This window comes from Micromonospora sp. NPDC005305 (assembly GCF_040607315.1).
GTDB lineage: Bacteria > Actinomycetota > Actinomycetes > Mycobacteriales > Micromonosporaceae > Micromonospora.
The window spans coordinates 74,834-95,573 of the sequence record NZ_JBEXGL010000007.1; the positions used below are offsets into that span (position 1 = coordinate 74,834).

General features: G+C 75.9%; 17 protein-coding genes. 4 read left to right on the forward strand and 13 right to left on the reverse strand.

All coding sequences use genetic code 11. The annotated features are described in order from the left end of the window. The first annotated feature begins 123 nt into the window (after nucleotides 1–123). The 3 genes from ABZS80_RS14155 to rocD all read left to right on the forward strand — a co-directional run bounded on the left by ABZS80_RS14155 (nucleotide 124) and on the right by rocD (nucleotide 3,235). Nucleotides 124–888: a DUF4190 domain-containing protein gene (locus ABZS80_RS14155; RefSeq protein WP_355056100.1), complete on the forward strand. Its 765-nt coding sequence runs from the start codon at nucleotides 124–126 to the stop codon at nucleotides 886–888. A 317-nt stretch (nucleotides 889–1,205) separates the two neighbouring features. After that, entirely contained in the window at nucleotides 1,206–2,021 is an 816-nt protein-coding gene (gene ddaH, locus ABZS80_RS14160; RefSeq protein WP_192579996.1) for a dimethylargininase, read from the forward strand. Further along, entirely contained in the window at nucleotides 2,021–3,235 is a 1,215-nt protein-coding gene (gene rocD, locus ABZS80_RS14165; RefSeq protein WP_192579995.1) for an ornithine--oxo-acid transaminase, read from the forward strand. Before ddaH ends, rocD begins: the two co-directional genes overlap by 1 nt. A 57-nt stretch (nucleotides 3,236–3,292) precedes the next feature. Here the strand turns inward: rocD and ABZS80_RS14170 are convergent, their stop codons facing one another. The 6 genes from ABZS80_RS14170 to ABZS80_RS14195 form a co-directional block, all read right to left on the reverse strand. Beyond that, nucleotides 3,293–4,441, reverse strand: a complete 1,149-nt coding sequence (locus tag ABZS80_RS14170; protein ID WP_355056101.1) for an FHA domain-containing protein — start codon at nucleotides 4,439–4,441, stop codon at nucleotides 3,293–3,295. A gap of 172 nt (nucleotides 4,442–4,613) precedes the next feature. Then, entirely contained in the window at nucleotides 4,614–5,666 is a 1,053-nt protein-coding gene (locus tag ABZS80_RS14175; RefSeq protein ID WP_355056102.1) for an acyl-CoA desaturase, read from the reverse strand. A gap of 121 nt (nucleotides 5,667–5,787) precedes the next feature. Beyond that, nucleotides 5,788–9,417, reverse strand: coding sequence for a hypothetical protein (locus ABZS80_RS14180; protein ID WP_355056103.1), 3,630 nt, complete (start codon nucleotides 9,415–9,417; stop codon nucleotides 5,788–5,790). A gap of 47 nt (nucleotides 9,418–9,464) precedes the next feature. Then, nucleotides 9,465–9,785 carry a divalent-cation tolerance protein CutA gene (gene cutA, locus ABZS80_RS14185; protein WP_355056104.1) on the reverse strand — a complete coding sequence of 107 codons (321 nt, stop codon included), beginning with the start codon at nucleotides 9,783–9,785 and terminating at the stop codon, nucleotides 9,465–9,467. Between the two features lie 55 nt (nucleotides 9,786–9,840). After that, complete coding sequence (locus ABZS80_RS14190) at nucleotides 9,841–10,863, reverse strand: 1-acyl-sn-glycerol-3-phosphate acyltransferase (protein WP_355056105.1); 1,023 nt, start codon at nucleotides 10,861–10,863, stop codon at nucleotides 9,841–9,843. Further along, nucleotides 10,863–11,696 carry a patatin-like phospholipase family protein gene (locus tag ABZS80_RS14195; RefSeq protein ID WP_355056106.1) on the reverse strand — a complete coding sequence of 278 codons (834 nt, stop codon included), beginning with the start codon at nucleotides 11,694–11,696 and terminating at the stop codon, nucleotides 10,863–10,865. The genes ABZS80_RS14190 and ABZS80_RS14195 overlap by 1 nt, the downstream gene beginning before the upstream one ends. A 176-nt stretch (nucleotides 11,697–11,872) precedes the next feature. Here ABZS80_RS14195 and ABZS80_RS14200 point away from each other — a divergent pair, with 176 nt between their 5' ends. Continuing rightward, a complete protein-coding gene (locus ABZS80_RS14200) occupies nucleotides 11,873–13,321 on the forward strand; it encodes a serine/threonine-protein kinase (RefSeq protein WP_355056107.1) in 1,449 nt (482 codons plus the stop codon). 4 nt (nucleotides 13,322–13,325) lie between these two features. Here the strand turns inward: ABZS80_RS14200 and ABZS80_RS14205 are convergent, their stop codons facing one another. The 7 genes from ABZS80_RS14205 to ABZS80_RS14235 all read right to left on the reverse strand — a co-directional run bounded on the left by ABZS80_RS14205 (nucleotide 13,326) and on the right by ABZS80_RS14235 (nucleotide 20,700). After that, nucleotides 13,326–14,387: a glycosyltransferase family 4 protein gene (locus tag ABZS80_RS14205; RefSeq protein WP_355056299.1), complete on the reverse strand. Its 1,062-nt coding sequence runs from the start codon at nucleotides 14,385–14,387 to the stop codon at nucleotides 13,326–13,328. 132 nt (nucleotides 14,388–14,519) lie between these two features. Continuing rightward, nucleotides 14,520–15,191 carry a BON domain-containing protein gene (locus ABZS80_RS14210; protein ID WP_355056108.1) on the reverse strand — a complete coding sequence of 224 codons (672 nt, stop codon included), beginning with the start codon at nucleotides 15,189–15,191 and terminating at the stop codon, nucleotides 14,520–14,522. A gap of 135 nt (nucleotides 15,192–15,326) precedes the next feature. Continuing rightward, the gene (locus tag ABZS80_RS14215; protein WP_355056109.1) at nucleotides 15,327–16,823 is read right to left on the reverse strand and encodes a trypsin-like peptidase domain-containing protein; all 1,497 of its coding nucleotides are present in this window, start codon (nucleotides 16,821–16,823) and stop codon (nucleotides 15,327–15,329) included. Between the two features lie 62 nt (nucleotides 16,824–16,885). Further along, the gene (locus tag ABZS80_RS14220) at nucleotides 16,886–18,433 is read right to left on the reverse strand and encodes an ATP-binding protein (RefSeq protein ID WP_355056110.1); all 1,548 of its coding nucleotides are present in this window, start codon (nucleotides 18,431–18,433) and stop codon (nucleotides 16,886–16,888) included. Next, a complete protein-coding gene (locus ABZS80_RS14225; RefSeq protein ID WP_151463625.1) occupies nucleotides 18,430–19,131 on the reverse strand; it encodes a response regulator transcription factor in 702 nt (233 codons plus the stop codon). Before ABZS80_RS14225 ends, ABZS80_RS14220 begins: the two co-directional genes overlap by 4 nt. A 109-nt stretch (nucleotides 19,132–19,240) precedes the next feature. Continuing rightward, nucleotides 19,241–19,864: a PadR family transcriptional regulator gene (locus ABZS80_RS14230; protein WP_355056111.1), complete on the reverse strand. Its 624-nt coding sequence runs from the start codon at nucleotides 19,862–19,864 to the stop codon at nucleotides 19,241–19,243. Then, a complete protein-coding gene (locus ABZS80_RS14235; protein ID WP_151463623.1) occupies nucleotides 19,861–20,700 on the reverse strand; it encodes a DUF4097 family beta strand repeat-containing protein in 840 nt (279 codons plus the stop codon). Before ABZS80_RS14235 ends, ABZS80_RS14230 begins: the two co-directional genes overlap by 4 nt. Nucleotides 20,701–20,740 lie beyond the last annotated feature (40 nt).

A 20,740-nucleotide genomic window follows, 5' to 3' on the forward strand; every position in this document is an offset into this window, starting at 1 on the left:
CCGCCGGTCGGGACACCGCCGACCAGGAGCGGCAGCCACGTCGACGGGTGTCGACGTGTCCGCCACGGGGTACCTCATGAGCATCACGCGCGGTCTCCGCGCCGGAGTTCAGGAGGTGTCGAAGTGAAGATCTTGTCCCGCCGGAACGACCCGGCGCGTACTGATGACGTGAACGGCGACGGGGTGGTCGACGACCGCGACCGGAGCGGCGACGACCCGCCCGTGGTCACCGACCGGGACGCGGAGCGGACCACGTACCGGAGCGCCGCCACCGCGACCGACGGCGAGCGCGTCCGCGACGCCGCGTCGACGGCCGAGGACGAGCGCGCCACCGCGACCGGGAGCGAGCGGACCACCGACGCGGAGCGGCGGGCGGCGGACCGGGCCGCGGCGGCCCGCGCGGCCACCGGCCGCCGGCCGGCCGCGGGTGACCGGACCGCGGGGACGGGGCCCGACCCGGAGCCGGCCACTGAGCGCACCGTCGACCTCAACCGCGACGGCCGGCCGGACCGGCCGGTCGACCGGGACGCCGCCGTGGAGCGGGTCGAGCCGGTCACCACGAAGCGGCCCCGCGCCAGCCTGCTCGCCACCCTCGGCCTGATCGTCTCGGTGGTCGGCGCGCTGTTCGTGCTCTCCGGCACCCTCGCCGGCTACGGCATCGGCCTCGGCGCGGTCGGCGCGGTGCTCGCCGTGCTCGGCCTGGTCGCCACCCGCCGCCGGCACGTGGCCGGCAAGACCGACGCGCTGATCGGCATCGTCGTCGGCCTCGCCGCCGTGGTGCTCGGCATCGTGGCGATGACCGGCCAGTTCGACTGGCCGACCACCGACGGCGACTGGGTCGGGCGGTTCCGGGGGTGGCTCGACTCACAGTTTGCCGGTCTCTTCTGACGGGCAGTTTCCCGGTCGCCGGCGCAGCGCCGGCACGCCCGATCAGCTCTGGTGGTTCACCAGCCGGGCACACCTCTTTCGGGGGCGGCGGTTCGCCGCCCCCGAAGTGCGTCCGGGGTCGGTCGGCCGCGGGACGCCCTCAGGGGCACATACGCAACGATCCACCGCCGAAGGTGGACCAGACGCAACGAAGCGTCGGCGTACGCAACTTCCGGCGGTGGATGTCGTCTACCCGGGCCGCATACCGTTGGACCACGGCGCCAGCCCGTGGGCCGACGGTGGCCGGGCGCGCCCGACCCTGGGAGCACGACATGACGATGGACGCGACCCGCCAGCGCTTTCTGATGTGCCGGCCGACGTACTTCGCCGTCGACTACGCGATCAACCCGTGGATGGACCCCACCGCCCCGGTCGACGCCGACCTGGCGATCCGGCAGTGGGAGCAGCTCCGCCAGACGTACGTCGACCTGGGCCACGAGGTCGAGCTGATCGACCCGGTCGGCGGCCTGCCGGACATGGTCTTCGCGGCCAACGGCGGCACGGTCATCGACGGCAAGGCCATGGCGGTGCAGTTCCGCGACCCGCAGCGCGCCGACGAGGCGCCCGCCTACCGGGCCTGGTTCGAGGCCGCCGGCTTCGAGATGTACGACCCGAAGCACGTCAACGAGGGTGAGGGCGACGTCCTGCTGGTCGGCGACCACCTGCTCGCCGGCACCGGGTTCCGCACCGCGCACGCCTCGCACGCGCAGCTCCAGGAGGTCTTCGGCTACCCGGTGATCACCATGCAGCTGGTGGACGCGCGCTTCTACCACCTGGACACCGCGCTCACCGTGCTCGACGAGCGGACCGTGGCGTACCTGCCGGAGGCGTTCTCCCCCGGCAGCCGCGCGGTGCTGCGCCGGCTCTTCCCGGACGCGATCCACGCCACCATGGCCGACGCCGAGGTGCTGGGGCTGAACGCGGTCAGCGACGGCCGGCACGTGGTGCTGCCGGCGCAGGCCACCGACCTGGCCGCGAAGCTGCGCGACCGGGGCTACGAGACAATCGGTATCGACCTGTCCGAGCTGCGCAAGGCCGGCGGCGGACCGAAGTGCTGCACGTTGCGACTCCGTCAGGGAAAGGCACTCAAGTGATCATCGACGACATGCTGCGGACGCCCGCCGCGGTACGGGACGCGGAGCGTCACACGGCGCACAACTACCACCCGCTGCCCGTGGTGATCTCGTCCGCCGAGGGCGCCTGGCTGACGGACGTGGACGGCCGGCGCTACCTGGACTGCCTGGCCGGCTACTCGGCGCTGAACTTCGGCCACCGGCACCCGAAGCTGATCGAGGCCGCGCACGCGCAGCTCGACCGGCTGACCCTGACCAGCCGCGCGTTCATCCACGACCAGTTCGCCGACTTCTGCCGCGAGCTGGCCGCGCTCTGCGGCAAGGACCTGGTGCTGCCGATGAACACCGGCGCCGAGGCGGTGGAGACCGGCATCAAGGTCGCCCGCAAGTGGGGCTACCAGGTCAAGGGCGTGACCCCGGGCCAGGCCAACATCGTGGTGGCCGAGGGGAACTTCCACGGCCGGACCACCACGATCGTCAGCTTCTCCACCGACGAGGACGCCCGCGCCGACTTCGGGCCGTACACACCGGGGTTCACGGTGGTCCCCTACGGCGACCTGGCCGCGCTGACCGCCGCGATCGACGAGAACACGGTGGCCGTGCTGCTCGAGCCGATCCAGGGCGAGCAGGGCGTCGTGGTGCCGCCGGAGGGCTACCTGCCCGGCGTCCGCGAGGTCTGCACCGAGCGGAACGTGCTCTTCATCGCCGACGAGATCCAGTCGGGCCTGGGCCGCACGGGCGCCACGTTCGCCTGCGAGCAGGAGGGCGTCGTCCCGGACATGTACCTGCTGGGCAAGGCGCTCGGCGGCGGCATCGTGCCGGTCTCGGCGGTCGCCGCGAACGCCGACGTGCTCGGGGTGCTCAAGCCGGGCCAGCACGGCTCGACCTTCGGCGGCAACCCGCTGGCCTGCGCGGTCGCCACGGAGGTGGTCCGGCTGCTGGCCACCGGCGAGTTCCAGCGCCGCTCGGCCGAGCTGGGCGAGCGGCTGCACGCCGGCCTGCGCGGTCTGATCGGCAAGGGCCTGGTCGCGGTCCGGGGCCGGGGCCTCTGGGCCGGGCTGGACATCGACCCGGCGCTGATGACCGGCCGGGAGGCCTGCGAGCGGCTCATGGAGCGGGGCGTCCTGGCCAAGGACACCCACGGCTCGACCATCCGGCTCGCCCCGCCGCTGGTCATCACCGAGGAGGAGATCGACCACGCGGTGGCGCAGCTCGCCGCCGTGCTGGCCGGCTGATCCGCGTACGAGAGGGGCGCCGGGACCACGACGGTCCCGGCGCCCTTTCGCGTCGCGTCAGGGACGCGGCAGCCGCATGGCCATGGTCGGCGCCTCGGCCATCACCGAGGTCGGGCTGAACTTCGCGTCGCTGGCCATCTCGTCGGCGCGGCCGACCTGCACGCCCGGGTAGAGCTCGACGAGGTCGCCCTCGCCCAGCACCCGGGACTGCTGCGGGGCCAGCGCGATCCGGTCCGGCTCGGCCATCGAGCCGCCCGGTCGCACGCCGGAGCCGTTGGTGCTGGTGTCGGTGACGACCACCTCGCCCACCCTCAGCTCCAGACGGACGTGGTTGCGGCTGATCCAGCGCCGCGCCTCGTCGTTGAGCCACTGGCCGAGCACGATCCCGCCGGTGGCCTCGGGCGCCCGCCCGATCGCGACCGGCTGGTTCTCGGTGAGCGCGAACCGCTGCCGGACCAGCCCGCCGATCCGCACCGCCAGCACGGCGGTACGCGGCCGCGGCCCGGCGTCGCCGAGGCGGGTGCCGTGCCGGGGGCAGGTCGGCACGCCGTTGCGCAGCGTGGGTGGCGGCTGCCCGGCCGGGGCGCGGTCCACCCGGGCCAGGTCGGCGAAGGCGCCGCCGCCTCCACCGCCGCCGAACAGCGCGCAGCCCGGCTCGGGGCAGCGCCACTGCCGGGCAAGCAGCTTCGCGCCGACCGGGGAGCGGCTGCCGGTGGCCGGGGTCTGCCCGCCGCCGACGTGCGCGATGAAGACGGGGCCGCCGGCGCCCGGCACCGGGGCGAGCACCCGGCCGGCCTGGCCGAGCCACGGCCACCGGCCGCCCAGCCCGTCGAACCGGAGCCGGGTGAGCACCGGCAGGCCGAGCAGGTCGGCCACCTCCAGCATCCGGTCGCCGGGGTGGTCGAGCACCTCGACGAGGCCGTCGTCGGCCCAGCGCCGGACCACCATCCGCTCGTTGGAGGTCAGGTCCGCGTCGGAGAGCAGGGCCCGGTGCACGATCGCGTAGACCGGGACGCTGTCCTCCTCCATCTGCCGGGACAGCGCGTCGATCACCATGCCGAGCCGCAGCAGGCTGGCCGGCCGCCCACCGTCCAGGTCCTGCCAGCGGATCACCTCGGCGAGGTCGACGACCGCCCGGGCCAGCGAGGGGTCGGTGCTGACCCGACCCTCGATGGCGTCCAGCACCTTGCTGATCTCGAATCTCATGCCGCGCTCCGGACGGTGTCGTCGGTCCGCCGGGCCGGGGCCGGCCGCCCCGCCTCGGCTCGCACCGCCGCCGCGGTGAGCAGGTCTGCCATGCGACGACCCTACCGGCAGCGCCGACCGGCGCCCCGCGACGCACGCCGGAAATCGAACTCCGTCGCTCGCCGGCGGCGGCTCAGCCCCGCCGCAGCGGGCGGCCCACCTCGTGCATGTGCGCCAGCGCCTGCCGGTACGACTCGAACAGCCCGGTCTCCGCGTACGGGATGCCCTGCTCGGCGCAGTAGGCGCGGACGATCGGCCGGGCCCGCCGCAGGTTCGCCCGGGGCATGTTCGGGAAGAGGTGGTGCTCGATCTGGTAGTTGAGCGCCCCCAGCGCCACGTCCACGAACCGCCCGCCGCGCACGTTGCGGGAGGTGAGCACCTGCTTGCGCAGGTAGTCGAGCTCGTCCTCGGCGGTGGGCATCGGCATGCCCTTGTGGTTCGGGGCGAACGCGCAGCCCATGTAGAGCCCCCACAGCCCCTGGTGGACGGCCACGAAGAGCAGCGCCCTGCCGGGCGACATCACCGCGAACAGCAGGCCGAGGTAGCCGGCGGCGTGCGCGAGGAGCAGCAGCCCCTCCACCGCGCGGTGCCGGACCGGGGTGCGCCACCGGCCGTCCGGCTCCCGGCCGACCAGCGCCCGCACGCTGGCCACGTGCAGCGCGAGCCCCTCCAGCAGCAGTAGCGGGAAGAACAGCCACGCCTGCCGCCGGGCCATCCACCGGCTCAGGCCCCGGGTCGCCGCCGCCTGCTCGTACGTCCAGACCAGCGCGCCCGCGCCGACGTCCGGGTCCTCGTCGGCGTGGTTCGGGTTGGCGTGGTGCCGGTTGTGCTTGTCCACCCACCAGCCGTAGCTCAGCCCGACCGCGAGGTTCCCGGCGACCAGGCCGGCCGCCTCGCTCGGTCCGCGCCGGCGGAACATCTGCCGGTGGCCGGCGTCGTGCCCGAGGAACGCCACCTGGGTGGTGGCCACCGCCATGAGCGCCGCCAGCGGCACCTGCCACCAGGAGTCGCCGACCGCCACCACCACGGCCCAGCCGGCCAGGTAGGCGCCCAGGGTGAGCGCGATCCGGGCCGCGTACCGGCCGGGCCGCCGCTCGAACAGGCCGGCGGCCGCCACGCGGCGGGACAGCCGCGCGTAGTCGCTGCCCCGTCGCGCCGCCGGTGCCGTCAACGTCGATGAGGTCATCCGCTCCCCCGCTCCTCGATTCGCCCGCCACGCCGGCGGGACGACTCTGCGTAACCGATTCTGCGGGGCACGACTGCGCTGGGTAATCCTGGCAACCCCCCAGCCCGGGGTGGTGCTAGCCCTACCTCATCCCGCCCACGGCGGCCCGGAGCCGGGCCAGGTCCCGCCGGCGCCGCTCGTAGGTCGCGGCGAGGGCGATCAGCGCCAGGCCGCCCAGAGCCAGGAAGATCCAGCGGGGCAGCAGGTCCCAGCCCCGGGCCAGCTCGTGCAGGGCCAGCGGGACGAGGGTCGCCGCGCCCAGCAGGACCGGGGCCTGCCAGCGCCGGACCGCCCCGCCGAGCACCGCGCCGAGCGCCACCAGGCCGAGGGCCAGCCGACGGGCCGGCTGCGCGTCCGGCGCGGCCAGCACCGACACCAGGCTGGGCAGCAGCGCGGCGCCGAGTCCCGGGCCGAGCGCCAGCCAGCTGTTCAGCCCGGGCCGGGTCCGCAGCGCCAGCAGGCCCGCGCCGAGGGCGAGCGCCGCCGCCGGCAGGGTGTACGCCTCCAGCACCGCCACCCCGCCGGCGGCCAGTAGCAGCCAGCCGCCGAGCAGTTCGCTGCCCCCGGCGACCGCCGCGAGGCCCCACCGCCGGGCCGGGGTCTCGCCCCGGCGCAGCACCCGGACGGCCACGACCACGCCCCACAGCACGCAGACCGCGGCCGCGTGCCGCAGCGCACCGCCGGTGAGCAGCAGCGCCAGCAGGGCCACCGCCTGCGCCGCCGCCTCCAGCGCCACCGCCCCGACCGCCCGCGCCGAGCCCGCCGCCTGCGGCGACGGCGAGCCGGCGGTCCGGGCGCGCAGCGCCGGCGTCGCGTGCAGGGTCACCGCCGCGACGGCGAGCACCGCGAACCCGGCGGTACGCAGCGGCAGCCCGCCGGCCAGCGCCGCGGTGACCGCGAAGCCGGTGGCCGCCGCCACGGCGCTCAGCCAGCCGGCGAGCCGGGCCTCGGCCGGCCGGCCGGCCGCCCCCGCCACGGCCGCCGCGACGACCAGCACCCCCAGCCCGGCGAGGGTCCCGGCGCGGGTGGCGACGAGGCCGCCCAGCCCGGGAGCGGTGAGGGCGAACCCCAGCGGCAGCAGGACCACCGGCGCGGCCGGGCGCGGGCCGCCCAGCGCGGCCAGCACCAGCGCGGCCACCCCGGCCCCGAAGACCAGCGCGGGCACCACCGGCCAGGGCGCGCCGGCCGCCGCCAGCAGGACCGGCAGCGCCACCGCGGCGAACGGCAGCCCGGCCAGCGCGGGCAGCCAGCGCTGGCCGCTCCGGCCCGGCGTCTCCGGCGCCGCGCCGGCACCCGGAGCGGGCGCCATCCGGGCGTACGCCGCCGCGGCGGCCCCGAGCAGCAGCAGCACCAGCCCGGCGCGCCCCGCCCCCGGCGCGGGCTCGACGGCGGGCACCCCGGACCAGGGCCGGACGGGCAGGTCCAGCAGCACCGCCAGGGCGGTCGGGGCGGCGGTGAGCAGCGCCAGGCCGGCCAGCACGGCACCGACCGCCCGCGGGGCGGAAGCGGGCCGGACGCCGCCCCCGGAGGCCAGCGCCAGCAGCGCACCGGCGGTGGCGTAGAGCGCCACGGGCTCCCCGCCCGCCACGACCAGCGGCCCGAGGCCGACCGCCGCCAGCGCCACGGCGAGGCTGGTCGAGGCGTACCCGTGCAGGTCGGGCCACTGGCGACGGACGGCGAGCACGGCGACCACCGGCACCGCGACGGCGGCGGTCGCGCCCCGGAGCTGCCACCAGGGCGGCGCGCCGAGGCCGAAGAGCGCGACGGCCACCCCCGCCGGCACGGCGAGCAGCGCCACGGCCAGCGCCACCCCGGCGACGACCGGCTGCGCGCCCCGGCCCCGGCGGCCCTGCGCCGCCACCACCGCGCCGAGCGCCGCCAGGACGGCGAGCACGGCGGCCGCGCCGCCCGGCGCGGCGCACCCGACCAGCAGGGCGTGCCCGAGCAGGACGGCCCCGGTGAGCGCGGCCACCACCACGATCGGGTACGAGCGGCGCGGCCGGCCCACGGCCGCCAGCAGCAGCACGGTGGCCGCCGCCAGGTCCGCGACCAGCACCAGTGGCCACGGCGTGGCCGCCACGGCCGGCGCCGCCAGCACGGCCAGCGCACCGCCGACCACCCCGACCAGCGGCCGGCGTGCCCGGGGCGCCAGCAGGGCGACCGCCCCGGCGGTGCACAGAACGGCCACCGGGAGCTGCCATCCCCAGGACGGAACGGCGGCGGCCCGCCCGCCCTGCCAGGCGGGGAAGGCGGCGGCCGCGGTGGCCGCGGCGACCAGTCCGGTGAGGACGGTGGCGACCTGGCCCAGGCCGGCGGCCACCAGGACGGCGCCCAGTCGCGGGCCGGTCCGCGACCCGGCCGGCAGGGCCCGGACCGCGCCGGCCAGCGCGACCACCACGAGGCCCGCCGCCAGCAGCAGCAACCCGGGGCGCAGGACGGCGACCGGCCGGATCAGCGCGCCGGCCAGCACCGGCACGAGCAGCCCGGCGGCGATCGCCCGGTAGGTCCGGCCGCCCGCGGCCAGGGCCCCGGCGGCCAGGGCGAGCGCCACCACCAGCAGCGGACCGCCGGCCAGCAGCGGCGTCCCGGCCGCCCGCCCGAGGGCCAGCGGCACCAGCGCGCACCCGGCCGCCAGGGCCAGCGCCACGCCGTGCCCGGCCCAGCCGAGCACCCACCCGGCCAGCAGCACGGGCGGCGTACCGGGCCGGACCGGGAGGGGCGGTGCGGCGGCCGGCCCCCCGCCGGCCGCCGCTCCCCCGATCCCCGCCCCCGGGTGGGGCTGGACCGGCCCCCCGCCGGCCAACCCGACCCCGGCGCCGGCACCCGACGGGCCGGCCGACCCGGCCCCCGCGCCCGCGCCGGCCACCGGGCCGGTCGAGCCGACCCGGCCGCGCAGGGCGACCACCACCACGAGGTCGCCCAGCGCCAGCGCGGTCAGGACCAGCGCCCAGCCGGCGGCGGACGGCTCGGCGGCCGTCGCGGCCAGGGGCAGCACCGGCTGGGCGGTCAGCAGCGCCGCGAACCAGGGCACGGTCAGCCGGCTCAGGCGCGCGTACCCGGCCGCCACCGCCGCGCCGATTCCCCCGACCAGCGCGGCGTACCGGCTCCCCGGCCAGCCGGCCACCCCGAACAGGTCCACCGACCAGGCGGCGTACCCGTCGAGGAGCACCAAAAGCAGGCCCACCGCCGCGAAGGTCTCGGCGGTGCCGCGCAGCCCGCGCGCCCGGGCCACCAGCGGCGCGGCGAGGGCCAGGACGGTGAAGGCGAGCAGGATCAGTGCCCGCCCGGCGACACCGAACGCGGCCCAGGCGACCGCCGTGAAGACCACCGCCGCGGTGCCGAGCAGCAGTCCACCGAGGACGAACAGCAGGCTCTGCACGGCCCGGGTGGAGGTCTCCGCCCCACCGGGTCGGGCCGCGGCCGGCTGCGGGCGCACCGCCGGCGCGGCCGGGGCCGGGCGCGGCGCCGGGATCTCCAGCCGGATCCGGGCAGCCAGGTCGGCCCGCTGCTGCCGGGCCGTGGACAGCCGGCCGGACAGCTCCTGGTACGCGGCCCGGGCCGCCTCGACCCGCGGGGCCAGCCCGGCGATCTCGCGGTCCAGCCGGACCACCTCGGCGGCGGGCGGGTACGGCGGGCGGCCGCAACCGGGACAGCCGGAGGCGAGGTCGGCGGGAGCGCCGCAGCCGGGGCAGGGGTAGCCGGTGTTCTCCACCCCGCCAGCATCCTGAGCGGCGGGGCGGGCGGACAGAGTAGGCGTACCTAGGGGCGGGTGTGTTCGTGCACCCAGGCCCCGTAGTCGGGGTTGCCGCTCTCCACCCGGGTGACCAGGATCTCCGGCACCTCGTACGGGTGGTTGGCGCGGAGCTGGTCGACCAGCGCGTCCACCCGGTCCGGCGCGGTCTTGAACTGAACCGACCACTCGCCGGTGGTCTGGATCGCCGACTGCCACCAGTAGGTGCTGTCGACCTGTCCGCCGACCTGGGCGCACGCCGCCAGCCGGCCGGCGACGGCCGCGGCCGCCAGCACGTCCGCGACGGAGCGGGCGTCCACCACCGTCGTCACCACGCAGATCTGCTCCACCAGCGCACCCTACGTGGCGTTCCTGGCCGTCCGCTGCACACGCACCGAACCGGTGTCAGTCGGCGGCCACCCCGTCCCGGTTGGCGGCGATCCACCGGTCGATCCGGGCCCACCAGTCGAACAGCCAGTCGATGCGCTCCTGCTTGCCGACCGGCACCTCCTCGGGCGGCACCGACCAGAACCGCATCGCGATCCGCTTGTCCATCGGCAGCTCGCGCCACACGTCGGCGACGGTGCGCATCTGGTCCAGCCCGGTGTGCGCCACGAAGATCACCCCGGCGTCCGGTGCGGCGTCGAGGGCGGCGAGCAGCCCGCCCGGCTGCGGCGCGAGCACGTGCCGCATCCGCTCGGCGCGCAGCGCCATCCGTTCCAGGCCGAGGGTGCGCAGCCGGGCGATGGCCCGCAGCCGGCGCTTCGGGGTGAAGTTGCCCCCCTCCGGGAAGATCACGAACGCGTCATCGTCGTCCAGGCCGGTGGCGAGGTGGCCGATCTGCCGGATCGCCGACTCCCGCCCGTCCGGTCCGGGCGCGATGAACCGGTTGGGCAGGCGGTTGAGCAGGACGTCGATCGCCGGGTCCCACTGGAGGGCTTCCTTGAGCACGATCCGGGGCTCCCGGTGGAACCAGTTGACCAGGGCGTGGATCAGGATGAACGAGTCGCCCGGCCCGGCGTGCCGGCAGAGCACCAGCTCGGGCCGGCCGGGCAGGGCGGTGTCCGGGTCGGTGCCGACCACGTCGATGCGCAGCCGCAGGGTCCAGCGGGCCTGCCAGAACAGCACCCGCAGGAAGTGGCCGGCGAGCACGTAGTGGGCCCGCTGGAAGGCCGGCGACCGCTTGCGCGCGCCGAAGCCCGAGGCCAGCCAGAGCACGAAGAGGGCGAGCAGCGCGGCCGCGTCCCAGATCAGGTAGACGGTGCCGATCCAGAGCAGCCGCAGCGGGCGCAGGCGCCCCGGCACCAGCGGCGACGCGGCCAGGGCCAGCAGCGCCCAGGCCGGCAGGGTGGTCACCACGGCGACGGCGAGCAGCACCACGCCGGGCGCGAGCAGCATCCGGCGTACCCACCGCGGCGGCAGCGGCATCAGCGTTCCAGCGCGGTGTCCAGGTAGCGGCGGGAGGCCGTGTACGCCCGGCTGATCCGCCGCCCCACCGCCGCGATGTCCCGGTACGCCCAGGGGCTGTCGTCGCGCGGCTCCAGGCCGCCGGTCGGCAGCACGTGCACCTCCACCCCCTCGGGCAGCGCCGCCATCTCCCGGGCGAACCGGTGCCGGCGGGCGATCTCGAACGCCACCTGGGCGATCTCCCAGGGCCGGCGGGGCGGGCTCAGCTCGCGCTCGATCCGGCCCACCTGGAGCACGAAGATCCTCCTCGCGCCCGCCGCGACGGCCTCACCCACCGGGATCGAGTTGACCACGCCGCCGTCGATGTAGTGCTGGCCGTCGATCTGGGTCGGCGGCAGCAGCCCGGGCACCGAGGCGGAGGCGAGCACCGCCGGCACCACCGGTCCGCTGTGGAACCAGTGCTCGGCGGCGCGCTCGATGTTCGCGGCGCAGCAGCGGAATGGCACCTTCAGGTCGGCGAAGGTGGTCTCCTCGCCCAGTTCGCTCTCCAGCAGCCGGCGCAGCGGCCGGGGCGAGTGCAGGTGGGTACGCGCGGCGAAGCGGCGCAGCTGCCGGGCGACGGAGTCGCCGTACACCTCGCTCGCCTCCGGCGAGGCCCAGAGCCGGACCAGCCGGTCGGTGACCGCCTCGCTGGGGTCGGCGGCGACCAGGGCGCCGTTGACCGCGCCGATCGAGGTCCCGAGCACCATGTCGGGCCGGATCCGGGCGCGGAACAGGGCCCGGAGCATGCCCACCTCGACGGCGCCGAGCACTCCCCCGCCGCCGAGCACGAACGCCACCGGACCGCCTGCCATGCCGTTCATCCTGGCACGGGCCGCACAGTCCGCCCCGTCGCGCCGGCCGGGGCCGGCCGGGACGTCACGGCGCGCGACCGGCGCGGCGCGGGACGCGACCGGAGAACGGACACCCGTTGACACGCCGGACACATTCCCGCAACCTGATAGCGCTCCCAAGCCCAGGCAGGTGCGATGTGAAGGCGACGCTGCACGCCGGCCGGCTGCTGGCCCGCAGGTACCGGCTCATCGACCAGATCGGGGCCGGCGGCATGTCGGTGATCTGGCGGGCCCGCGACGAGGTGCTCGACCGGGTGGTGGCCGTGAAGGTGCTCGCCCCCTCGCTGGCCGCCGACGCCCGGTTCCGGGACATGGTGCGCGAGGAGGCCCGCTCCGCCGCCCAGCTCGTCCACCCGCACGTCACCGCCGTGCACGACTACGGCGAGACGGTCGCGCCGGACGGCTCCATCACGTCCTTCGTGGTGATGGAGCTGCTCAGCGGCGAGGAACTGGAACACCGGCTCACCGAGGGGCCCCTGCCCTGGCCGGCGGCGGTGGAGACGGGCGCGCAGGTGGCCGAGGCCGTGGCCGCCGCGCACCGGCTGGGCATCGTGCACCGGGACATCACCCCGTCGAACGTCATGATGACCCGGGTCGGCGCGAAGGTCCTCGACTTCGGCATCGCCACCCGGGTCGGCGCGCCCGACGAGGACGAGGACGGCGGCACGTTCGGCACCCCGGCGTACGTGGCGCCGGAACGGCTGGACGGGGCACCGGCGCAGCCGGCCACCGACGTCTACTCGCTGGGTGTGCTGCTCTTCGAGACGCTGACCGGGCAGCCGCCGTACCCGGCGGACACCTGGGAGCAGCTCAGCGCGGCGCTGGCCGAGGACGCCGCGCCCACACTGGACGGCGTACCCGGGCTGCCCGCGCCGGTCGCGGAGATCTGCCTGCGCTGCCTGGCCCGCGACCCGCGGCGCCGGCCCACCGCGCGCCAGGTGGCGGCCGTGCTCCGCGACCAGCTGCTGCCCGCCGACCCGCAGGCCGCCACCATGCTGTCCCCGACCGTGACCCTGCCGGCGCCGCCCGCCCCGCCGCGACCGCCGGCCGAGCCCGCGGCTCCCGCGCCCGTCGCCGCCCCGACGTCCCGCCGCCGGGCGCTGCCCCTCGTGGCGGCCGGGGTGGTGGTGGTCACCGGCGCCGCGCTGCTGGTGCCCGCCCTGCTGCCGGACGAGCGGGCGCCGTCGCGGTCGTCGCCCACCGCCGGGCCCGTGGTGGCCCCGTCCACCGCGACGCCGAGCCCGGACGCGCCGGCCACCACGCCGCCGCCCGGTCCGACCCGCCGGCCGGCGGCGACCCGCGCGCCGACCCCGCCCGCCGGGGGCGACGTGGTCGAGGCGGCACACCGGGTGGAGGGGCTCATCGAGGCCGGGCTTGCGGCCGGCCAGATCCGCGACGACGTGGGCGTGGACCTGCGCAACCTGCTGCGCAAAGCCACCGCCACAACCGGCGAGGGCGCGCTGGCCGGCGCCGTGGACCAGCTCCGCGACAAGATCGCCGACCGTCGGCGCGAGGGCAGCATCAGCCCCGGGTACGCCCGCCAGCTCGACGCCGCCGCCGCGGACCTGGCGGCGGGACGCACCTGAGGGGTCAGCCGGCAGCGACCGGCGCGGCCTCGGGCCGCCCGGTGAACGCGGCCCGGTCGGCGAGGAAGCTCCGGTAGACCGCCTCGTAACCGGCGGCCATCCGCTCGACCGAGAAGTGCTGCGCCACGTGCATGATGCAGTCGGCCGGGTCGAGACCGGAGACGTCGCGCAGCGCGGCCGGCAGTTCGTCCTCGCGGTCGCGGACGAACCCGGTCACCCCGTCCCGGACCAGCTCCGGCACGGCGCCCCGGCGCAGCGCCACCACCGGCGTGCCGGTCGCCATCGCCTCCACCATCACCATGCCGAACGGCTCCGCCCACTGGATCGGCATGATGAGGCAGCGGGCGTCGTACAGCAGCCGCTGGGTGGCCTCCCGGTCGGCGTTGAACACCACGGTGACGTCCGCGCCCAGCAACGGCTCGACCACCTGCTCGAAGTAGCGCCGCTCGGCCGGCTCGTTGCACTTGCCGGCCAGGGTGAGCGGCAGGCCGGCTTCTCGGCAGGCCCGGATCGCCACGTCGGGGCCCTTGTCCGGGCTGAACCGGGCCAGCCAGAGCACCGGCCCCCGGCCGGGCCCGCGCTTGCGCGGCACCTCCCGCAACGCCATCGCGTTGTGCACCGTGCCCACCCAGGGCAGGTCCGGGTTGGCCTGGCGCTGGGCGTGCGAGATCGCCACCAGGCCCACCCCTTCGTCGATGTTGCTCAGCACGGTGCCGTACTCGCCCACCGGGTTGCCGTGCACCGTGGCCACCGTGGGGACCCGGCGGCGGCCGGCGAGCAGCGGGCCGATGGTGCTGTGGTCGTGCACCAGGTCGAAGTCGGCCGGGTCGACCAGCCGGTTGACCTGGGCCAGGTGGGCCAGCTCGGGCAGCGACTCGCCGATCCGGTGGAACTGCAGGTCCGCGCAGGTGGAGACGAAGTCACCGGTCGTGCCGTTCTCTCGCCCGGCGCCGAACAGGGTCACCGCGTGCCCGCGGTCCACCAGGGCGTCGACCAGCCCGGCCACCAGGTGCTCCAGGCCGCCGTAGCCGGCCGGCGGCACGGACAGCCAGGGCGGTACCACCATGGCGATCCGCAGGTGCCCGGCCCGGGCATCATGCGACGGCGGCTGGTTCACGGCCACGAGTCCTCCCCGATGCGTCCCCCGGCGTACGTGACCGGCGGCGGTTTCCCGACGCTCGGCGCGGTAAACGGCGGCTCAGCCGGCCACCACGATCCGGGCGTGCACCTCGCGCACGCCCGGCGTGGCCCAGGCCGCCCGTTCCGCCTCCTCCCGCTGCCACCACGAGCGGACCACCCCGTCGAGCACCACCGTGTCGCCGCTGACCCGCACCTCGACGCGCTCGGTGCCGGTCCGCCGGAACAGCACGCGTTGCAGGTCGCGGCGGTTCTGCTCGTCGCTGGGCGGGGTCGGCGGGCGCACCTCGACGAGGTTGGTCACGCCGCGTACGCCCCGCAGCCGGCGCAGCTCCCGTTCGGCGGTGCGGCGCTGGAAGCCGTACTCCACCTCGCCGCGGAGCATCACCCAGCCGTCGGCGACCGTCAGGTCCAGGCGCTCCGCGGGGACGAAGCTGTCCCACTCCAGGGCCCGGCTGGCCGCGATCGCGATGTCGGCGTCGGTGCGCTCGTCGGTGACCGGCAGCTCCACGTCCAGGTCACTGGCGACCGCGCGGACCCCGCGGACCCGGTGCGCGCAGCGCTCGGCGGCCCAGCGCCGGGCGTAGCTGTCCACCTGGCCGGTCAGCGTGACCACGCCGTCGGCGACGGTCACCCCGATCTCGGTCGGCCGGGTCTGCGCGTCCCAGTCGAGTTCGGCGAGCACGTCCCGCTGGATGTCCTGGTCGGTGCGGACGGCGAAGGTGGTCGTCATGCCCCGAGGGTGCCGCCGGTCGGGGTGAGCCCGGCTCACCCCGACCGGGTGAGGGGCGGAAAAAGGGGCGGCGGGTGACGGAACCAACCCCCTTGGCTCCGTCACCCGCCGCCCGTGGAGGAGGCAGGTCTGGTGTTATGACGTCTCGGCGAGCGTCACGGTTGCCGACTGGGCCGAACCGTTCCGCTTGAACTGGACCTCGACCCGGTCACCGACCTTGCCGGCCTGCACGGCGCCGACCAGGTCGTTGGAGTCGTTGATCACCTTGTCGCCGAACTTGGTGATGACGTCGCCGCGCTGGAGCCCGGCCTTCTGGGCGGCGCTGCCCGCGACCACGTCGGAGACCAGCGCGCCGCCGTCCTCGGCGCCGGTCACACTGACCCCGAGGGACGGGTGGCTGACCTTCTCGCCGCGCTGGAGCTTCTCGGCGACGTCCTTGGCCTTGTTGCTCGGGATGGCGAAGCCGACCCCGATGTTGCCGTTGCTGCCCTGCCCGGCCGTGGCGATGGCGGTGTTGATGCCGATCACCTCGCCGCGAGTGTTGACCAGCGCGCCGCCGGAGTTGCCCGGGTTGATCGGGGCGTCGGTCTGGAGCAGGCCGGAGATCGAGCTGGCGCCCTGCTGCGGGGCCTGCTGCTGGCCGCCCTCGCCGGCCTGGATGGTGCGGTCACGGGCGCTCAGGATGCCGGCGGTGACGGAGCCCTGGAGGCCGAGCGGGCTGCCCAGGGCGAGCACCTGGTCGCCGACCTGCATGGCGTCGCTGTCGCCGAACTTGGCCGCCTTCAGGCCGCTCACCCCGCTGGCCTTGACCACGCCCAGGTCGGTCTTCGGGTCGGTGCCGACGATCTTCGCCTGGGCGGTCTTGCCGTCGGCGAAGACGACCTTCACCGTGTCCCCGCTGGCGGAGGCGACCACGTGGTTGTTGGTCAGCACGTACCCGTCGGCGCTGAGGATCACCCCGGAGCCCTCACCGCTGTCCGTCATGATCGTGACGATGCTGTCCTGGACGGCGGCCGCGATCTTCGGCAGGTCGGCGCTGTTGAGCACGGGAGCGGCCGAGTAGGTGCGGGTCACCGTCCCGTCGCCGTCGAGGGCGAGGGCGAGCGCGCCGCCGGCCACGCCGGAGCCGAGCATCAGCGCCAGCGCGAGCGCCCCGGCGCCGATGAACTTCCCGGCCCGGCTGGGCCGCGCCGGCTGCTGCGGGCCCCACGGCGGGGCCGGCTGCCCGGCCTGGTGCTGCGGGTACGGCTGCTGCCCGGCCTGGTACGGCTGGTGCTGCTGGTACGGCGGGACCGGCCCGGCGGCCTGTGGCGCGTAGCCGGTGCCGCCCTGGTGCGCCCAGCCGCCCTGCTGCTGCGCCCCGTACCAGGGGTGCTGCTGCGGCTGCCCGGAGACCGGGTACGGCGTGGCCGCCGGCGGCGCGTACGGGCTGGCGGGCGTGGCCGCTTCGGTGGGCCCGGCGGGGGCGGTGGTTCCGGCGGCCGGGGAGTCGGCCGGAACCGGCGCGGCGGCCGGGGTGACGGTGGGGTCCGACTGCCCGCTCCCGGCGCGGGGCAGCTCGGCGGTCGGGTGCGACGGCTCGGCGTCGGCGGGAACCGGCGACCGCTGCGGATCGGTTTCGTGGTCGGTCATGACTCCACCTTCTCCCCCGGCACTGCGACCATGCTGGAACCCCCCTGAATGTTTTCTGAAAGTCACTCGCCGGGCTCGGGCGCCTCGGGCAGCAGCGGCAGTTTCACCCGGAAGGTGGCCCCGCCGCCCGGCGTCTCGGCCACCTCGACGGTGCCGTGGTGCGCGGCCACCAGCGCGGCGACGATGGCCAGCCCGAGCCCGGTGCTGGTCGGCCCGCCCGCCCGCCGGGTGCGCGCCGCGTCCACCCGGTAGAACCGCTCGAACACCCGCTCGGCCTGCTCGGGCGTGAGGCCCGGGCCGGTGTCCGCCACCTCCACCACGGCCAGGTTCCCCGGCTCCGCCCGCAGCCGCAGGGTCACCGCGGCGTCCGGCGGGGTGTGCGTGAGCGCGTTGGTCATCAGGTTGCCGATCACCTGGCGCAGCCGGGCGTCGTCGCCTAGCACCACCAGCGGGCCGGCCCCGGGCTCGATCTCCAGGGCGATGCCCCGGTCCGGCTCCACGGCCCGCGCCGCCTGGACCGCGTCCGAGGCGAGCACCGGCAGCTCGACCGGCGCCAGCGCGATCGGCCGCTCCCGGTCCATCCGGGCCAGCAGCAGCAGGTCCTCGACGAGCAGGCCCATCCGCGACGCCTCGTCCTCGATCCGGCGCAGCAGCCCGGCGGTCTGGTCCGGCTCCCGGGCCGCGCCCTGCCGGTACAGCTCGGCGAAGCCGCGGATGGTGGTCAGCGGGGTGCGCAGCTCGTGCGAGGCGTCCGCGATGAACTGCCGCATCCGCTCCTCGGAGCGGCGGGCCCGCGCCTCGGACGCCTGCGCGGAGGCGGCGGCGTCCCGGGCGCTCACCTCGGCGCTGCGCGCCGCCGCCTCGGAGGCGGCCCGCGCCGTGAACGCCGCCTCGATCTGGGCGAGCATGGCGTTCAGCGCCCGGGAGAGCCGACCCAGCTCGGAGGTCGGGCAGGGCCGGCCCTCCTCGGGGTCCGGCACCCGCTGGGTCAGGTCACCGCCGGCGATGGCCGCCGCGGTCCGCTCGATCTCCACGAGGGGCTTGAGACTGGTACGCACGATGCCCGCCCCGACCGAGGCCAGGATGATCAGCACGGCCCCGCCCACCAGCAGGTCGATCCAGACGAGCTGCTTCACGGCCATGTCGATGTCGATCATGTTCTGGCCGACGGCGATGAACTGACCGTCTCCGACCTGCTTGATGACCACTCGCCAGCGCAGGTGCTTGTCGGCCGCGTCGGTGGTGAAGGCTCCCTGGTCCGCGTGCTGCTGATACCAGGCGAGCTGTTTCAGGGAGCCCGGCAGGTCGTCCTCGGCCAGCGACTTGTCGTAGTAGAGCTTGCCCCCGCTGGAGGTCGCGATGACCGCCATGTAGTCGCTGGGCAGGCTGTTGCCGGCGCTGGTGTCGCTCGGCGAAGTCTGTTCGACACGGGCCAGGTAGGAGTTCAGCTCGTCGTCCACCCGCCCGACCAGGTAGCTGTGCAGGAAGAACGCGGTGAGCGAGCTGATCACCACCAGCGCCGCGGCGACCAGCGCGAGGACCGAGGCGACCAGCTTCACCCGCAGCGGGATGCTGCGCAGCCGGCCCTTCGCGTCGTGGACGGCGTTCACGCCGCCGGCTTGCGCAGCACGTAACCGACCCCGCGCAGGGTGTGGATCAGCCGGGGCTGGGTGTTGTCGACCTTGCGCCGCAGGTACGAGATGTAGGACTCGACGATGTTGTCGTCACCGCGGAAGTCGTAGTTCCAGACGTGGTCGAGGATCTGCGCCTTGGAGAGCACCCGGTTGGCGTTGAGCATGAGGTAGCGCAGCAGCTTGAACTCGGTGGGCGAGAGCTGCACCCGCTGCCCGGCGCGGTGCACCTCGTGGGTCTCCTCGTCCAGCTCCAGGTCGGCGAAGGTGAGCCGGGAGGGAGCGTGCTCGCCGGTGGCGGTGCGCCGCAGCACGGCCCGGATCCGGGCGGTCAACTCCTCCAGGCTGAACGGCTTGGTGACGTAGTCGTCGCCGCCCAGGGTGAGCCCGCGGATCTTGTCGTCGGTGGCGTCCCGGGCGGTCAGGAAGACCACCGGGGTGCGCGTGCCGCCTTCGCGGAGCATCCGGATGACCTCGAAGCCGTCCAGGTCGGGCAGCATCACGTCGAGCACGACCAGGTCGGGCCGGTGGTCCTTGGCGGCGTTGATCGCCGCGCTGCCGCTGGTCGCGGTGGCGACGTCGAAGCCGGCGAAGCGCAGGCTCGCGGAGAGCAGTTCGAGGATGTTGGGATCGTCCTCGACGACGAGCAGTCGCGCCTCGGTCTGGGTAGCCACCATGGCATCCATCATCCGCGCCCCGGCTGCGCCCGGGCTGGGTGGATCCTGGAAACAACCTGTGAGCCGCCGCGGGTGTCTCCCCCGTGCGAGACACCCGCGGCGTCGCGCCCTAGCGGAGCAGCCGGCGGAGCCCCTCCAGGGCCCCGTCGAGCAGGCGGATGGCCGTGCGGAGCTGGGTGTCGGTGAGCCGGCCGGCCCGCACCAGCGCGCCGACCTCGACGGTGAACGCGGCCAGCCGCTGGTCGAACTCGGCCAGCAGGGGCGACTCGGCGGTCCGGCCCGGGCCGCCGTTGCTCGGCGGGCGGGTCGTAGGCGGCGGGGGTGCCCAGCGGGCCTGCCGGGTCTGCCGGGCCGCCTCGCGCAGCTCCCGCTTGAGGTCGCGCACCGAGCCGCGTACCTCGGTGCGGATCTCGCCGGCCAGCGCGGAGAGGTCCTCGACGGAGGCGGTGATGTCGGATTCCAGGGTGGCCAACTCGTCGGCGCGCTGCCGCAGCTCGGTCCGGCCCGCCTCGGTGATCTCGTAGACCTTGCGGCCACCGGCGGCGGTGTGGCTGACCAGCCCCTCCACCTCCAGCCGTTGCAGCCGGGGATAGATGGTGCCGGCGCTGGGCGCGTAGAGGCCGAGGAAGCGGTCCTCCAGCAGGCGGATCAGCTCGTAGCCGTGCTTCGGGCCGTCGTCGAGCAGCTTGAGCAGGTAGAGCCGGAGCCGCCCGTGACTGAACACGGCGGTCACGGCAGCTCCTCCACGTCGTCGGCGTCCCCGACGGGACGGGCGAGCAGCGCGATGCTGCCGGATGTCGCGGACGCCCAGAGCTTACCGGCGCCCCCACCGAGCACCCCGTGGCTGTCCTTCACGGCGCCGAACCCGTGCTGGCCGCCGCAGAGCTGGGGGAAGCCGCTGGTGATCCGGCCGGAGGTGGTGTGCAGGTGGACGGTGAGGTCGCTGTCCTCGCGGACCCGGACCGTGATGCTGCCGGAGATGGCGCTGAGCCGGATGTCGCTGCCCCGCGGGTTGTCCAGGTCGCAGGTGATCGACCCGGAGACGGCGTGGGCGCGCACCCGCTCGGGCGCGCTGTCGGCGAGGATCAGCTCGCCGGAGACCGTCTCCAGGGTGAGGTCGCCGCCGACGCCGAGCGCCTCGACCGGCCCGGAGGTGACCTTCGCGGAGGTGTGCCCGCGCAGCCCCATGAGGGTGACCTGCCCGGAGGTGACGTTGACCCGGGTGTCCCGGCGCAGGCCGGAGGCGACCAGCGAGCCGTCCACCAGCTGAAGGTCGGCCAGCACGTGCGCGGGGACGGCGATGGAGACCTCGGCCCGGAAGCGGCGGCCGAGCTGGCCCAGCCACCAGAGCACCCCGGGCCAGCGGGGCATCCGCTCGTGGCCGACGGTGAGCCGGCCGTCGCGCAGCTCGACGCGGACCGGTTGGCGGCTGATCCGGGTGACGTCGACCCGGGCCGGTCCGTCGGTGGCGACCACGTTGAGCCGGCCGCTGACGAGGCGGACGTCCAGCCGGGTGACCGGCTCGTCCAGGGTGAGCCGTTGCGGGCTGTCGACCATCCAGGTGGTCATGGCGTCCTCCCCTCGGTGACGCGCCGGTCGGCGGCGCGTC